The organism is Enterobacter vonholyi, from assembly GCF_040834095.1.
Lineage (GTDB): Bacteria > Pseudomonadota > Gammaproteobacteria > Enterobacterales > Enterobacteriaceae > Enterobacter > Enterobacter vonholyi.
Genome location: NZ_CP162152.1, coordinates 3,801,083 through 3,815,959, shown reverse-complemented (window position 1 = coordinate 3,815,959; position 14,877 = coordinate 3,801,083). Strand labels below are relative to the sequence as shown.

14 protein-coding genes are annotated in these 14,877 nt (G+C 58.3%); 5 read left to right on the top strand and 9 right to left on the bottom strand.

Features of this window, described 5'->3' with window-relative positions; genetic code table 11:
• Position 1 precedes the first annotated feature (1 nt).
• The 5 genes from ureC to AB3N39_RS17825 all read right to left on the bottom strand — a co-directional run bounded on the left by ureC (position 2) and on the right by AB3N39_RS17825 (position 4,326).
• Complete coding sequence (gene ureC, locus AB3N39_RS17845; RefSeq protein WP_367896925.1) at positions 2-1,705, bottom strand: urease subunit alpha; 1,704 nt, start codon at positions 1,703-1,705, stop codon at positions 2-4.
• Complete coding sequence (locus AB3N39_RS17840; RefSeq protein ID WP_288462730.1) at positions 1,698-2,012, bottom strand: urease subunit beta; 315 nt, start codon at positions 2,010-2,012, stop codon at positions 1,698-1,700. Before AB3N39_RS17840 ends, ureC begins: the two co-directional genes overlap by 8 nt.
• Positions 2,013-2,022: 10 nt before the next feature.
• Positions 2,023-2,325 carry an urease subunit gamma gene (locus tag AB3N39_RS17835; RefSeq protein ID WP_003862556.1) on the bottom strand — a complete coding sequence of 101 codons (303 nt, stop codon included), beginning with the start codon at positions 2,323-2,325 and terminating at the stop codon, positions 2,023-2,025.
• Positions 2,326-2,335: 10 nt separating this feature from the next.
• On the bottom strand, positions 2,336-3,163 hold the full coding sequence (locus tag AB3N39_RS17830; RefSeq protein ID WP_133295157.1) for an urease accessory protein UreD: 828 nt from the start codon (positions 3,161-3,163) through the stop codon (positions 2,336-2,338).
• A 149-nt stretch (positions 3,164-3,312) separates the two neighbouring features.
• Positions 3,313-4,326 carry an alpha/beta hydrolase gene (locus AB3N39_RS17825; protein WP_133295156.1) on the bottom strand — a complete coding sequence of 338 codons (1,014 nt, stop codon included), beginning with the start codon at positions 4,324-4,326 and terminating at the stop codon, positions 3,313-3,315.
• A 147-nt stretch (positions 4,327-4,473) separates the two neighbouring features.
• On the opposite strand from AB3N39_RS17825, the gene AB3N39_RS17820 reads away from it, so the two are divergent.
• Complete coding sequence (locus AB3N39_RS17820; RefSeq protein WP_111963297.1) at positions 4,474-4,896, top strand: MarR family winged helix-turn-helix transcriptional regulator; 423 nt, start codon at positions 4,474-4,476, stop codon at positions 4,894-4,896.
• Between the two features lie 41 nt (positions 4,897-4,937).
• On the opposite strand, the gene AB3N39_RS17815 is transcribed toward AB3N39_RS17820, so the two are convergent.
• On the bottom strand, positions 4,938-6,404 hold the full coding sequence (locus tag AB3N39_RS17815; protein WP_133295155.1) for an MFS transporter: 1,467 nt from the start codon (positions 6,402-6,404) through the stop codon (positions 4,938-4,940).
• A 91-nt stretch (positions 6,405-6,495) separates the two neighbouring features.
• Positions 6,496-7,110, bottom strand: a complete 615-nt coding sequence (gene plsY / locus AB3N39_RS17810) for a glycerol-3-phosphate 1-O-acyltransferase PlsY (protein WP_111963295.1) — start codon at positions 7,108-7,110, stop codon at positions 6,496-6,498.
• A gap of 107 nt (positions 7,111-7,217) precedes the next feature.
• Here plsY and folB point away from each other — a divergent pair, with 107 nt between their 5' ends.
• Both folB and bacA read left to right on the top strand, forming a co-directional pair.
• A complete protein-coding gene (gene folB / locus AB3N39_RS17805) occupies positions 7,218-7,586 on the top strand; it encodes a bifunctional dihydroneopterin aldolase/7,8-dihydroneopterin epimerase (RefSeq protein WP_023333447.1) in 369 nt (122 codons plus the stop codon).
• A gap of 105 nt (positions 7,587-7,691) precedes the next feature.
• A complete protein-coding gene (gene bacA / locus AB3N39_RS17800; protein ID WP_115876294.1) occupies positions 7,692-8,513 on the top strand; it encodes an undecaprenyl-diphosphate phosphatase in 822 nt (273 codons plus the stop codon).
• A 10-nt stretch (positions 8,514-8,523) separates the two neighbouring features.
• Here the strand turns inward: bacA and AB3N39_RS17795 are convergent, their stop codons facing one another.
• Both AB3N39_RS17795 and AB3N39_RS17790 read right to left on the bottom strand, forming a co-directional pair.
• Complete coding sequence (locus AB3N39_RS17795) at positions 8,524-9,765, bottom strand: multifunctional CCA addition/repair protein (RefSeq protein ID WP_127732337.1); 1,242 nt, start codon at positions 9,763-9,765, stop codon at positions 8,524-8,526.
• A gap of 60 nt (positions 9,766-9,825) precedes the next feature.
• Entirely contained in the window at positions 9,826-10,446 is a 621-nt protein-coding gene (locus tag AB3N39_RS17790; protein ID WP_024906484.1) for a TIGR04211 family SH3 domain-containing protein, read from the bottom strand.
• A 229-nt stretch (positions 10,447-10,675) separates the two neighbouring features.
• Between AB3N39_RS17790 and AB3N39_RS17785 the strand changes: the two genes are divergently transcribed.
• Both AB3N39_RS17785 and glnE read left to right on the top strand, forming a co-directional pair.
• Entirely contained in the window at positions 10,676-11,977 is a 1,302-nt protein-coding gene (locus tag AB3N39_RS17785; protein WP_288462719.1) for an inorganic triphosphatase, read from the top strand.
• Between the two features lie 21 nt (positions 11,978-11,998).
• Positions 11,999-14,854, top strand: coding sequence for a bifunctional [glutamate--ammonia ligase]-adenylyl-L-tyrosine phosphorylase/[glutamate--ammonia-ligase] adenylyltransferase (gene glnE, locus AB3N39_RS17780; protein ID WP_252093449.1), 2,856 nt, complete (start codon positions 11,999-12,001; stop codon positions 14,852-14,854).
• Positions 14,855-14,877: the final 23 nt, after the last annotated feature.

Genomic DNA, 14,877 nt, shown 5'->3' with positions numbered 1-14,877 from the left:
CTCAAAACAGGAAATAGCGTTGCGCCATCGGCAGAACGTCAGCCGGTTCGCTGGTTATCAGTTCACCGTCGACGCGCACCTCGTAGGTTTGTGAGTCGACGGTGATATTCGGCTGCAGGCCGTTGTGGATCATGTCCGCCTTTTTCACCGTCCGGCAGCCTTTCACCACCGCGGTAGCGCTCTGCAGGTTGAGCTGCTGCGGGATGCCGTTGGCACTGGCGGCCTGCGAGATAAACGTCAGCCGGGTGGCGTGGCGCGCGGCACCCAGCGATCCAAACATCGGGCGGTAATGCACCGGCTGCGGCGTGGGGATCGAGGCGTTGATATCGCCCATCGGCGCGCAGGCAATCATCCCGCCCTTGACGATGGTGGCGGGCTTGACGCCGAAGAACGCCGGGGACCAGACCACCAGATCCGCCATCTTGCCCGCCTCAATCGAACCGACTTCGTGGGCAATGCCGTGGGTGAGCGCCGGGTTAATGGTGTATTTGGCGACGTAGCGCTTCACGCGGAAGTTGTCGTTATCGCCGGTCTCTTCCGGCAGCGCGCCGCGCTGGACCTTCATGCGGTGCGCCACCTGCCAGGTGCGGATAATCACTTCTCCGACGCGGCCCATGGCCTGCGAATCTGACGAGGTGAGCGAGAATGCGCCGATGTCGTGCAGCACGTCTTCAGCGGCGATGGTTTCACGACGAATGCGGGATTCCGCAAACGCCACGTCCTCGGCGATATCCGGGTCAAGGTGGTGGCAGACCATCAGCATGTCGAGATGCTCGTCGATGGTATTGACCGTGTAGGGCAGCGTCGGGTTGGTGGAGGAGGGCAGAATATTCGGGTGCGCGCAGGCGGTGATGATATCCGGCGCGTGGCCGCCGCCTGCGCCTTCGGTATGGAAAGTGTGGATGGTGCGCCCTGCGATGGCCGCCAGCGTGTCTTCGACAAACCCGGACTCGTTCAGCGTGTCGCTGTGCAGCGCCACCTGAATATCCATCTCTTCCGCCACCTCCAGCGAGCAGTTGATCGCCGCAGGCGTCGCGCCCCAGTCTTCGTGGATCTTCAGCCCGATAGCACCGGCGGCAATCTGCTCGCGCAGGGCGTCCGGGTTGGAGCCGTTACCTTTGCCGAGCAGGCCGATATTCACCGGCAGCGTATCCGCAGCCTGCAGCATGCGGGCGATATACCACGGCCCCGGCGTGCAGGTGGTGGCGTTGGTGCCCGCTGCGGGGCCGGTGCCGCCGCCGATCATGGTGGTGACGCCGGAGACCAGCGCCTCTTCAGCCTGCTGCGGGCAGATCCAGTGGATGTGGGTGTCGATCCCGCCCGCGGTGACGATCTTCCCCTCGGCGGCAATCACTTCCGTTGCCGCGCCAATCGGGATCGTCACGCCGGGCTGAATGTCCGGATTACCGGCTTTGCCGACGGCGAAGATCCGCCCGTTCTTTACGCCGATATCGGCTTTTACGATCCCCCAGTGATCGACGATCAGCGCGTTGGTGAGAACCAGATCCACGCAGTCGTCTGCGGTCATCTGCCCCTGACCCATGCCGTCGCGGATCACCTTTCCGCCGCCGAATTTGACCTCTTCGCCGTAGACCGTGAGATCGTCTTCCACTTCGATCCACAGCTCGCTGTCGGCCAGCCGCACTTTATCGCCGGTGGTGGGGCCGAACATATCGGCATATGCCCGGCGTGAAATCTCAGCCATGTTTCACCTCGCCCATCACCTCGCCGCGAAAGCCGAAAATGCGCTGCGCGCCCGTGACCTGAACCAGCGTCACCTCACGCTTCTGGCCGGGCTCGAAGCGCACGGCGGTGCCCGCCGGGATATTTAGCCGGTAGCCTTTGGTGGCTTCCCGCTCGAACTTCAGGGCCGGGTTGACCTCGTAAAAGTGATAGTGCGATCCGACCTGGATCGGCCTGTCGCCGTGATTTTCGACAATCACGCTTTGGGTTTCGCGCCCGATGTTGATCGCAATCGTGCCGGGCTGGATCTGGTATTCGCCTGGGATCATCATGCGCTCCTTAGACGATCGGGTTGTGGACGGTGACGAGCTTGGATCCGTCCGGGAAGGTGGCTTCCACCTGAATGTCCGGGATCATCTCCGGTACGCCCTCCATCACCTGATCGCGCGTCAGGACGTGGCGGCCCGCCTCCATCAGCGAGGCGACGGTTTCGCCATCGCGCGCGCCCTCCATGATGAAGGCGCTGATCAGCGCGACCGATTCCGGGTAATTAAGCTTTACCCCGCGCGCAAGGCGGCGTTCGGCAACCAGCGCGGCGGTGAACAGCAACAGCTTGTCTTTTTCTCTGGGGGTCAGTTCCATAACGTTTCTCTTATGTCTGCCAGATACGCGGCGAACAGGCGGTTTTGGTGGTGAGAAGCGGGCGAAGCGACTGCCAGACGTCGCGCATCACCCGCTGACAAATCAGGTTATCGTGGGAGAGAAAACGCACCGACATGAGATCGTCCGCGAGCGTGGCGCCCGCAAAGTGTTCCAGCGGCGCGAGCCGTTCGCGTACCGTGTCGAGATGTTCTTCTTTGGCCGGATAGAACAGCAGCGTGCCGAGCCATGGATATCCGGCGACGGGCGTGAGATCGCCGTCGGCAAGGTGCTGACGCTCAATCAGGCGCGGTTCATCCTCAACCCAGACTTCAAGGCGGCTCTCCAGCGTGCCGTGGCTGAAGGTCTCATTGATCACCGGGCGCCCCAGGCAGTACAGCTCCCACGCCAGCAGCGTGCTGGAGGTCTTCAGGTGGAAGACGGAGCGCAGCGCGGCGTTCGCACCCGGGAAGATAATAGTGTCCTGCGGTAGCCACTCCAGCGTGGATTCATCATCGAGATAAAAGTGCTGATTCAGGCGAGCCTGCGGGCCGCTGCTGCGATAGAACTTGCTGGCGCCGGGCATCGTGATTAGCACATGGCTTTTGGCGTCCAGCCGAACGGAAATGTCCAGCGTATCGCCGCCCACAATTCCGCCGGGCGGGTGCAGCAGATAAAGGTGGCAGGTTTCCCCTTCGGGATAAAATGGACGCTGAACGGTAAGCGGCCCGACGTGATGAGCGGAGTGCAGGAGGGTTTTCTCAGGGGTGTGACAAAACTGCAGGGCAAGCGACGCCTGCCAGCCTTTGTACGAATTATCAGTGACCTGAGCTGCTAACATACTACATCCATCTGCTCATCATCGGGGTCGTTTCAGTATGCCCTGGCAGAAATGAAGGCTGTCATATGAGTCGCTTATGGATGGCGGTTAAGACGAAACAAAAAAGCACGCCCCGGGGGACGTGCTGTCTGACAAACATCGCGATGCCGTTATTTCAGGTGCTCATGCAGCGCTGCGCCTGCCTGCTCCAGGGCAACTTTAACCGTTGGCTCCTGGCTCAGCGGGTTAAGCAGGCCGTAATCGTGGATCATGCCGTTATAGCGCGTGACGGTCACCGGGACGCCAGCCGCATCCAGCTTACGCCCGAATGCTTCACCTTCATCCCGCAGAACGTCCAGCTCTGCTGTCTGAATCAGCGTCTCGGGGAAACCTTTCAACTGCGCGGCGCTGGCGCGAAGCGGAGAGGCAAGGATATTGTTGCGGTCGGCAGCGCTGGTGGTGTAGTTATCCCAGAACCATTTCATCATGTTTTTCGACAGGAAATAGCCGTTCTCGAACCGGTTATACGAGGCAGTATCAAAATTCGCATCGGTCACAGGCCAGAGCATCACGTTGTAGCGAATTTTTGGCCCATTGAACTGTTTTGCCTGCAGCGCCACGGAAGCCACCATATTGCCGCCCACGCTGTTACCGACCAGACCCAGACGGCTACCGTCCACGCCAATTTCCTGACCGTGTTCGGCTACCCATTTTGTCGCTTCATAGGCCTGATTGATGGCCACCGGGAAATGGGCCTCAGGTGACGGCGTGTAATCAACGTAAACCGCTGCGGCGCCTGATGCGCGAACCAGATCGCGGATTAAGCGTTCATGGGTTGGGTAATCGCCCAGCACCCAACCGCCGCCGTGGAAGAACATAAATGCCGGGAGCGTGCCGGTCGCGTTTTCAGGTTTCACTATTTTCAGTTTGATCGCCTGACCATTTACCTGGATCGTTTTTTCTGAAACTTGAGCGGGCGGCAGTTTTGCGCCTTGCTGCGCGCCGATCAGTACCTGCCGGGCCTCCTGCGGGGTCATCTGTTCCATTGGCTTACCCTTGCTGGAATTCAGAATATTAAGAAACGCCTGTACGCCTGCGGTCGGAGCTGGGGTATTGGTGGTTTGAGCGGATGCAGCAGCTGACGCGAAGACGGAAGAAACCAGGATGGTGGTTAGTGTTTTCATGGTGGTACCTCTTTAAGCGCATTTGATCGGATGAGATAACTAAATAGCGTGCTACTTAGTTGCTGGTATAATACTTGCGCGCAAGATACTTTTAGTCAAACATTATTTATAATTTTTTTAGGCAACAGATTCGGAGTTGATAGAAAAATGAAAGAAAACAAAACGCTAGATGATTTACTTTGCTTCTCGCTGTACTCGGTCACCAATGCGTTTGTTCGCCAGTATCGTCCCCTACTACAAGAGATGGATTTGACCTACCCGCAATTCGTTGTTTTGATGGCGCTTTATGAGAAAGACAACATTCCACTTCGCGATCTCAGCGATAAGACGTTTTTTGATTCGGGCACATTGACGCCGCTTGTACAAAAGCTTGAGGCAAAAGGATTCCTCAACCGTATCGCGGTTGTAGGGGATGAAAGGATGAAAAATGTCGTGCTGACCGATAAGGCGAAAGAACTGAAAAAACGGGTGATGGCATTGCCGGACCAGATTCGCTGCAGCATGCGGATGAACGATGATGAGCTTGATATGCTAAAAAAACTCTCCCGAACGCTGCTGGACGATTTGTAAGAACCCTTCGGTGGGGGGGAACCCACCGAAGCGATGTGTCGTTACCGATAGTCCTCCGCATCCACATCATACCCGGAGGGCTCCCAGCGGATCGCCAGCAGCGATGCCAGGCCGATAAACGGCGCCAGCGCAATCACCCAGAACACGGCGGTGTCGAGCGACGCCACCAGCAGCGGGAACAGGAACAGCGACAGCGTGGAACTACTGCGCATCAGCGTCTGGTTGAGACCCACGCCTACGCCGCGCAGCGAGGTGGGGTAGCTCAGCGAGGCAAACGTCATGGTATGCGCGCCCGGGCCAAAGCCCTGACCGAAAAGGAATAGCGCCAGCATCGCCACGGCAAGCACGCCTTCAGAGGCACCTTCCGGTCGGCCAATCAGCGCCAGGCCCAGCAGCGCGACAAGCTGGCAGGCATAACCCGCAAGCGACATTCGCCATGCGCCGAAGCGCGGCACGTAGCGTACCGCCAGCAGTCCGCCGACGAAGGCAAACAGCAGGTTAAGCACCAGAGAAATGAGAATGGTGGTGAGCATCGACTGGACAAAGAAGCTGGAGATGATCACCGGCAGACCAAACGCCACGGCGTTGTAGGCGAACGAGGAGACGACGGACAGCAGCGTGGCGAGCGTCGTGCGGCGTAAGTAGACGCCGCGAAACAGATTCAGATAGTTTGACCATTTCGCTTTATTCACGACGGGTGCAGGCTGGCCGAGCGCATCCTGCGGGACGTGGGCGTTAATATTGTACGACTGCCGCAAAATCGACGCCGCCTCCTTCAGATTGCCCTGATTCGCCGCCCATACCGGCGATTCGCTCATATAGCGGCTGCGGATGGCGATAATCACCAGCGCTGGCACTGCACCAAAGCCGAGAATTAAACGCCACAGCCAGTCGCTGTGGCTTTCCGGCAGCACGGCGTAGAAGAACAGCACCAGCAGGTAGGAGACGCTGATGGCGGCATACCAGGTGGGGCACCACATCGCGACGCTGGAGGCTTTGTTTCCCGGACCTTTCAGCCTGGCGAACTCGCTTAAAAACGCCATCGCCACGGGAAGGTCGATCCCGACCCCAAGCCCCATCACAAAGCGGGCACCCGCCAGCACATATTCGTTCGGGGCCAGCGCACAGGCGATGGCGGCCACCACGAAGAACACCATATCAGCCATAAAAACGCGGTAGCGCCCGATTTTATCCGTGAGGTAACCGCCGAGCAGCGCTCCGACAATCGCGCCAAAGGTAATTGCCGAGGCCACCATACCGGTCCCGGCGGGCGTCAGGTTAAATTCGCGGGTGATATCTTTTATGCCGAAGGCCAGCGCGCCCAGATCGTAAGCATCGAGGAAAATCCCGCCCAGCGCGATACCGACCACGATGCGGGCATTGGCCCGGCCCTGTGAGCCGTCATTAACGAGGCGTGATACATCCGAAGCGCTGCGCACCCACTTGATGTCGCCATCGGGGTGTTTTTCTGCCGTTGAAAGGGGAGTTGTTTCTGTGATTTCAGCCATTTTCTTCTAATGTGGTTGTGTTGTGTCATTAACAGTTACCACAGGCAGAAGGTGACCAAAATCACATTTGGCTATAAGGCATAACTAACCCTTACGGCGCGTCTTTTTTCTTCCTCTTGAGCTTCGTCCAGATTTTGGTCTCCTGACGACGCCACAGGCGCTGAATATTATCGTGATGACGCAGCAGGATAAGGCAGGAGAGCATCGACACCGGGAAGGTGAACTGAGGTTTAAACCACCAGACGTAGAACGGGGCGATCAGCGCGCTGACGATGGCGCCCAGCGAGGAATAGCCGCTCAGCAGAATGGTCAGTAGCCAGGTCCCGGCCATCACGCCGGTTAGGTCCCAGCCGATAGGCGCAATGGCACCAAAGGCGGTCGCCACACCTTTGCCACCTTTAAAACCGAAGAATACGGGCCAGATGTGGCCGACACAGGCCGCAATAGCAATAAGCCCCAGCCAGAACGGCGTGACGCCCAGCGCATACGCGCCCCAGACGGGCAGCATCCCTTTCAGAACATCAAAAATCAAAACCGCTACGGCTGCTCCCTTGCCACCAATTCGTAGTACGTTGGTCGCCCCCGGATTCCCGGAACCATTTTCACGCGGGTCGGGTAACCCGGCAATGCGGCAGACCAGAATGGCGCTGGAGATTGAGCCGCAAAGATAGGCGAGGAGGATCATTCCAGGCGCGATTGCACTCATAACGCTGTTCCGTTTTGAAAATGTATCTGTATTCTCAGCATCTGTGGATAATACGCATAATTCGCCGGAAGTGGTATCCGGTTTAGCCAAAAAGCAGGCAGGTCGTGATGGATATTGTATTTATAGAGCAACTTTCGGTAATCACCACAATTGGTGTTTACGACTGGGAACAGACCATCGAGCAGAAGCTGGTGTTCGATATCGAAATGGGATGGGATAACCGCAAATCGGCAAAAAGCGATGACGTGAACGACTGTCTCAGCTATGCCGACATCAGTGAAACGGTCATTGCCCACGTTGAAGGGCAACGTTTTGCGCTGGTCGAACGGGTGGCGGAAGAAGTCGCAGAATTGCTGCTGAAAAAATTCAACTCACCGTGGGTACGCATCAAGCTGAGCAAGCCGGGCGCGGTGGCGCGAGCCGCCAACGTTGGCGTCATCATTGAGCGTGGCACAAATCTGAAAGGCAAGAATTAACGTCATAATTGCTAAACCAATTTAGGTTATACCGGTCTTAAAGCTGTATCTTTCACGGTAGCCGTTGGGGCGACCGTTTTTTTATATCTTTTTAGGGGTTTATAGATGAGCGATATGCACTCGCTGCTGGTGGCGGCAATATTGGGTGTGGTCGAAGGATTGACGGAGTTTTTACCGGTTTCCAGTACCGGCCATATGATTATCGTTGGCCATCTGCTGGGCTTTGAAGGCGATACCGCCAAAACGTTTGAAGTGGTTATCCAGCTGGGTTCGATTCTGGCGGTGGTGGTGATGTTCTGGCGCCGTCTGTTTGGCCTGATCGGTATCCATTTTGGCCGTCCGCCGCAGCACGAAGGGATGAGTAAAGGTCGCCTGTCGCTGATCCATATTTTGCTCGGAATGATCCCGGCGGTGGTGCTGGGTCTGGTTTTCCACGACGCCATCAAATCGCTGTTTAACCCGATTAACGTGATGTACGCGCTGGTGGTGGGCGGCTTCCTGCTGATCGCCGCGGAAGTGCTGAAGCCGAAAACGCCGCGCGCGGAAGGGCTGGACGATATGACGTATCGTCAGGCGTTTATCATTGGCTGCTTCCAGTGTCTGGCGCTGTGGCCGGGCTTCTCGCGTTCAGGCGCTACCATCTCCGGCGGGATGCTGATGGGCGTAAGCCGTTACGCCGCGTCAGAGTTCTCATTCCTGCTGGCGGTGCCAATGATGATGGGCGCCACTGTACTCGACGTCTATAAGAGCTATCACTTCCTGACGACTGGCGATATTCCAATGTTCGCCGTTGGCTTCATCACCGCGTTTATCGTGGCGCTGATTGCCATCAAAACCTTCCTGCAGTTGATTAAGCGTATCTCGTTCATTCCGTTCGCGATCTATCGCTTTATCGTTGCCGCTGCGGTGTACGTAGTCTTCTTCTAACCGATAGCCCTCAGTCTTTTGGCTGAGGGCAGTGTTTTTCCTTCCAGTCAGACACCGCCTGAATTCGCCGTTTCGTGAGTTCTTCGCGAATTTCCGGACCTTTGAATCCCGCCTCGACAACGTCCTTCGTCGGCACCGCTTTTGCTACCTCCCAGGCTTTACGCAGTAAACGCCCCTGCGGATAATCGCACGCCTCAAACCCGGTACGCCCGCGCACGTCAGCTTCGCTGGTCAGCGCGATTTGCTCCACGCGCTGCGGTTTACGCCAGGCGTCGATGTTATCGAAAAGCTTAACGATGGTGGCCGGTTTGAGGATGGGGAAGGTGTGGATCAAATCGTGGAATTCCGCCACCAGTTTCGCCAGATCGCGGATTTCGTTCGGCACGCGCAGACGCTGGCACAGCCCCTCGACTAGCTTCACCCCTGCCGGGCCGTGCCCGTGGTGGCGAGGCCAGAATTCTTTTGGCGTTAGGCCTTTGCCGAGATCGTGGCACAGGGTGGAAAAGCGCACGTCCACGTCAGGGCTGAGCATGGCCGCCATGCTCAGGGTCATCAGCGTGTGCACGCCGGTATCAATTTCCGGGTGCCATTTCGCCGGAGCAGGCACGCCAAACAGCGCGTCTATTTCCGGGAAGAGCACCTTCAGCGCGCCGCAGTCGCGAAGGACCTGGAAAAAGACCTGCGGGTTGCGCGTTGTGAGAGCATTTTCCGTTTCTTTCCAGACGCGCTCTGGCGTCAGGTGTTCAAGCTCGCCCGCCTCGGTCATGGCGGTCATCAGCGCCATGGTTTCATCGGCAATACGGAAGCTGAGATGGGCGTAGCGTGCGGCAAAGCGCGCCACGCGCAGGACGCGGAGCGGATCTTCAGAAAACGCCGGGGAGACGTGACGTAAAAGACGGTTGCGCAGATCGTCCTGGCCGCCATAAGCGTCAACGATCTGGCCGTTCTCGTCCTGCGCCAGCGCGTTGATGGTGAGATCGCGGCGCAGAAGATCTTCCTCCAGCGTCACGTCCGGCGCGGCATAGCAGGTGAAGCCCGTATAGCCCGAACCTGATTTCCGCTCGGTACGCGCCAGGGCATACTCTTCACGACTTTTCGGGTGGAGGAAGACGGGAAAATCGCGGCCTACCTGCTGGTAGCCCGCGTCGAGCATCTCTTCCGGGGTGGCGCCAACCACCACCCAGTCTTTATCTTTGACCGGCAGACCTAACAACGCATCACGTACCGCACCACCGACCAGATAACTTTTCACGCCCAACTCTCCCGTTTTCTCTTTTCCAGAATGATACGTAAGTCTGGCAGAGAAGACGAATTAGTTCATCCAGCGGTCTTTACGCTTACGGCTCGGGATCAGGTGCGGCAGAACCAGGCCCAGCACCAGACCGACGCCCAGTACGCCGCCGCCATACATAAACCACTGCATGATGATGGTGCGCTGTTTATCGTCGAGCTGCAGATTGGCGGCATTCACTTTCTTCTGCGCGACAATCAGCTCGTTTTTCAGTTTCTGGTTCTCTTCTTTCAGACCGTTAATCACACCGTCGCTTTGCGCTACTTTCTGCTGCATTTCAGCGGTGCGCTGGTTCCAGGTGCCGTCGATGTTGTTCAGCTTGTCGGTCAGGGTCTTCACCTGGTTTTCCAGATCGGGAACGCGCGTGCGCAGGCTTGGCACGGTGCTCAGCTCTTTCAGCGGGATCCAGGACGTACGGCCGGTACTGTCGCGAACCTGACCGTAATTGGTGTCCGCGTTGGTCTGTAACAGGGTGACTTCCTCGCCGGCATTTACCGTACCCACGAGGCGATAATTATCTCCGGGGCCACTGCGTACCCAGGTGTTCAGTTCGTCAGAAACGTAACGCTTTTCTTCAGCGTGCACTGCGGTTGCGGCGCTAAAAGCGAGTAAAGTAAGTCCAATCAGGCGTAATTTAAGCATCATTAGTCGTTATTTTCATAAATAGTGGAACGATAGTAGTGGCAACAGTGTCTCTACGCAAAGCATTCGTCAGCAATCAGAATCATCTGTGTCACGACTCTACACATTTACGCCCGACAAATTGCTCATTGCATGGCAATTTGGCGCAAAATACTATGTACTGACAAACAAATGGCGAGGAAGTTCGCCCTCATTGACGCGTCTGTGACGCCCGCAAAAGTACAAGGCTATGGCTCAGGAAATCGAATTAAAATTTATCGTCGAAAAAGACAGCGTTGACGCACTCCGCCAGCATCTGCATACGCTTTCCGGCGAACACCATGCACCGGTACAACTGCTTAATATTTATTACGAAACGCCAGACAACTGGCTGCGCCGCCACGATATGGGGCTGCGCATCCGTGGCGCGAGCGGGCGCTACGAGATGACGATGAAAATTGCCGGCCGCGTGGTCGGCGGTTTACATCAGCGCCCGGAATACAATATCGACATCAGTAAGCCAGAACTTGAGCTGGAACGTTTCCCGGCGGAAGTCTGGCCGGAAGGCGAGCTGCCTTCCGCGCTGGCGGAACAGGTACAGCCGCTGTTCAGCACCGATTTCTGGCGCGAGAAATGGCTGGTGACGGAAGGCAAAAGCCGCATCGAAATCGCCCTCGATCTGGGTGAGGTGAAGGCAGGGGAATTCCAGGAACCGATTTGCGAACTGGAGCTTGAGCTGCTGGATGGGGACGCAAATGACGTGCTGAAGCTGGCGCGCAGGCTGGTGAGTCAGTCCGGACTGCGTCAGGGAAGCCTGAGTAAAGCCGCGCGGGGTTACCATCTGGCCGCCGGAAATGCGCCGCGCGTGCTGAAAGAGACGACCATTTTGCACGTTGCGCCGAAAGCCAGCGTTGAACAGGGTCTGGAAGCCGCGCTGGAGCTGGCGCTTTCTCAGTGGCAGTACCACGAAGAGCTGTGGGTGCGAAATGTGAAAAACGCCAAATCCCACGTGCTCGCGGCGATTGCCCTGGTGCGCCATACCCTGGCGCTGTTCGGCGGCATCGTGCCTCGCAAAGCGAGCGCTCACTTACGCGATCTGCTGACGCAAACCGAAACGCTGATGCTCTCGGACGTCTCGGCGCAAACGGCGATCTACAGCCCGCAGGCCGCTTCGGCAAAACTGGCGCTGACCGAGTTTCTGGTGACGCGCGGCTGGCGCGCCTTCCTGGATGCGAAAGCCGAGGCCAAAATCGCGGAAAACTTTAAGCGTTTCGCGGACATTCATCTTTCCCGTCATGCCGCTGAACTGAAGAGCACCTTTGCGTATCCGCTCGGCGATAAGTATGGCGATCAGCTTCCCCGTCTTTCGCGCAACATCGACAGCATGCTGCTCCTTTCCGGAGCCTACGACGGGCCACAGGCGCAGGCGTGGCTGGAAAACTGGCAGGGGCTGAAGCATGCCATTGAAACCCGTCAGCATATCGAGGTAGAGCATTTCCGTAACGAGGCCATTTCGCAGGATCCGTACTGGCTGCACAGCGGAAAACGTTAACTCTGGCAAGGAACCCCTATAATGCCGCTTTCTTCAGCGTTACAGCAGCAGTGGCAGACCGTTTGCGAACGTCTGCCTGAGTCATTACCGGCGTCATCGTTAAGCGAGCAGGCGAAGAGCGTGCTCGCCTTCAGTGATTTTGTGCAGGAAAGCATCGCCGTCTACCCGGACTGGCTGGCGGAGCTTGAGAACGCACCGCCGCAGGCGGACGAGTGGCGGCACTATGCCGGCTGGCTGCAGGCCGCACTCAAAGACGTAGCGGATGAAGCGACGCTGATGCGCGTCCTTCGTCAGTTCCGCCGTCGGGTGATGGTGCGCATTGCCTGGGCTCAGGCGCTGGAGCTGGTGGGCGAAGAGAGCACGCTGCAGCAGTTAAGCGAACTGGCGCAGACGCTGATTGTCGCGGCGCGCGACTGGCTCTACGCCGCCTGCTGTAAAGAGTGGGGCACGCCGTGCAGCGAGGAAGGGGTTCCTCAGCCGCTGCTGATTCTGGGGATGGGCAAGCTGGGCGGTTGCGAGCTGAACTTTTCCTCCGATATCGACCTGATTTTCGCCTGGCCTGAGAACGGCTCCACGCGCGGCGGCCGTCGCGAGCTGGACAACGCCCAGTTCTTTACCCGTCTCGGTCAGCGTCTGATTAAGGCGCTGGATCAGCCGACGCAGGATGGTTTTGTCTACCGCGTGGACATGCGCCTGCGTCCGTTCGGCGACAGCGGGCCGCTGGTGCTGAGCTTTGCCGCGCTGGAGGATTACTACCAGGAGCAGGGGCGCGACTGGGAGCGTTATGCGATGGTCAAAGCGCGGATCATGGGCGACAGCGATGACGCCTACGCCAACGAGCTGCGTGCCATGCTGCGCCCGTTCGTGTTCCGTCGCTATATCGACTTCAGCGTCATCCAGTCCCTGCGCAATATGAAAGGGATGATTGCCCGTGAGGTTCGCCGTCGTGGGCTGAAGGACAACATCAAGCTCGGCGCGGGCGGCATTCGCGAAATCGAATTTATCGTTCAGGTCTTCCAGCTTATTCGCGGCGGGCGTGAGCCGTCGTTACAGTCCCGCTCGCTATTGCCGGCGCTGAGCGCCATTGAGCAGCTTCACCTGCTGCCGGACGGCGACGCGCAAACCCTGCGCGAGGCCTATCTTTTCCTGCGTCGTCTGGAAAACCTGCTGCAAAGCATCAACGACGAACAGACCCAGACCCTGCCGGGGGATGACCTTAACCGGGCGCGTCTGGCCTGGGGCATGCGCGTGGATGACTGGTCAACGCTAACCGAACGGCTCGATGCCCATATGGCAGGCGTGCGCCGCATCTTTAACGAACTGATTGGTGATGACGAAAGCGAATCGCAGGACGATGCGCTTTCCGAGCACTGGCGCGAGCTGTGGCAGGACGCGCTCCAGGAAGATGACACCACGCCGGTGCTGACGCATTTAACCGACGACGCGCGCCATCGCGTGGTGGCGCTGATTGCCGATTTCCGTCTTGAGCTGAACAAGCGTGCCATTGGCCCGCGCGGCCGTCAGGTGCTGGATCACCTGATGCCGCACCTGCTGAGCGAGGTCTGCTCGCGAGCGGATGCGCCGGTGCCGCTGTCGCGCATGATGCCGCTGCTGAGCGGGATCATCACGCGCACCACGTATCTTGAACTCCTGAGCGAGTTCCCCGGCGCGCTGAAGCACCTGATTACGCTCTGCGCCGCGTCGCCGATGGTGGCCAACAAGCTGGCGCGCTACCCGCTGCTGCTGGATGAACTGCTCGATCCGAACACCCTGTATCAACCCACGGCGACGGATGCCTACCGTGACGAGCTGCGTCAGTATCTGCTGCGCGTGCCGGAAGAAGACGAAGAGCAACAGCTGGAGGCGCTGCGCCAGTTTAAGCAGGCGCAGATGCTGCGCGTGGCGGCGGCGGATATCGCCGGAACGCTGCCGGTGATGAAAGTGAGCGATCACTTAACCTGGCTCGCGGAGGCGATCATCGACGCGGTAGTGCAGCAGGCGTGGGTGCAGATGGTGGCCCGCTACGGCCAGCCGAAGCACCTTGCTGACCGTGAGGGGCGAGGGTTTGCCGTGGTGGGTTACGGCAAGCTCGGCGGCTGGGAGCTGGGATACAGCTCCGATCTGGATTTAATCTTCCTGCACGACTGCCCGGTTGACGTGATGACCGACGGCGAGCGCGAGATTGACGGGCGTCAGTTCTACCTGCGCCTGGCGCAGCGCATCATGCACCTGTTCAGCACCCGCACCTCGTCGGGCATTTTGTATGAAGTCGATGCGCGCCTGCGTCCGTCCGGCGCGGCGGGCATGCTGGTCACTTCAACGGAATCCTTCGCCGATTACCAGAAGAATGAAGCCTGGACGTGGGAGCATCAGGCGCTGGTGCGCGCTCGCGTGGTATATGGCGATCCGCAGCTCAAAACGCAGTTCGATGCCATCCGTAAGGAGGTTATGACCACCGTGCGCGAGGGCAGTACGCTGCAGACCGAAGTGCGCGAGATGCGCGAGAAAATGCGCGCGCATCTGGGTAATAAACATCGCGATCGCTTTGATATCAAAGCCGACGAGGGCGGGATCACCGATATTGAATTCATTACCCAGTATCTGGTGCTGCTGCACGCGCACGACAAGCCTAAGCTGACCCGCTGGTCGGATAACGTGCGCATTCTGGAACTGCTGGCGCAAAACGACATCATGGACGAGCAGGAGGCGCAGGCCTTAACCCGCGCCTACACGACGCTTCGCGACGAGCTTCATCACCTGGCGCTGCAGGAGCAGCCGGGGCACGTGGCGCTGGACTGTTTTGTCGCAGAACGCGCTCAGGTAACGGCCAGCTGGCAGAAGTGGCTGGTGGAACCGTGCGTAACAAATCAAGTGTGATATTATCGCGCGCAAATTGTGAA

Coding starts and splice junctions, on each gene's coding strand:
- ureC (WP_367896925.1), bottom strand. CDS start 1,705: ATGGCTGAGATTTCACGCCGGGCATATGCCGATATGTTCGGCCCCACC.
- AB3N39_RS17840 (WP_288462730.1), bottom strand. CDS start 2,012: ATGATCCCAGGCGAATACCAGATCCAGCCCGGCACGATTGCGATCAAC.
- AB3N39_RS17835 (WP_003862556.1), bottom strand. CDS start 2,325: ATGGAACTGACCCCCAGAGAAAAAGACAAGCTGTTGCTGTTCACCGCC.
- AB3N39_RS17830 (WP_133295157.1), bottom strand. CDS start 3,163: ATGTTAGCAGCTCAGGTCACTGATAATTCGTACAAAGGCTGGCAGGCG.
- AB3N39_RS17825 (WP_133295156.1), bottom strand. CDS start 4,326: ATGAAAACACTAACCACCATCCTGGTTTCTTCCGTCTTCGCGTCAGCT.
- AB3N39_RS17820 (WP_111963297.1), top strand. CDS start 4,474: ATGAAAGAAAACAAAACGCTAGATGATTTACTTTGCTTCTCGCTGTAC.
- AB3N39_RS17815 (WP_133295155.1), bottom strand. CDS start 6,404: ATGGCTGAAATCACAGAAACAACTCCCCTTTCAACGGCAGAAAAACAC.
- plsY (WP_111963295.1), bottom strand. CDS start 7,110: ATGAGTGCAATCGCGCCTGGAATGATCCTCCTCGCCTATCTTTGCGGC.
- folB (WP_023333447.1), top strand. CDS start 7,218: ATGGATATTGTATTTATAGAGCAACTTTCGGTAATCACCACAATTGGT.
- bacA (WP_115876294.1), top strand. CDS start 7,692: ATGAGCGATATGCACTCGCTGCTGGTGGCGGCAATATTGGGTGTGGTC.
- AB3N39_RS17790 (WP_024906484.1), bottom strand. CDS start 10,446: ATGCTTAAATTACGCCTGATTGGACTTACTTTACTCGCTTTTAGCGCC.
- AB3N39_RS17785 (WP_288462719.1), top strand. CDS start 10,676: ATGGCTCAGGAAATCGAATTAAAATTTATCGTCGAAAAAGACAGCGTT.
- glnE (WP_252093449.1), top strand. CDS start 11,999: ATGCCGCTTTCTTCAGCGTTACAGCAGCAGTGGCAGACCGTTTGCGAA.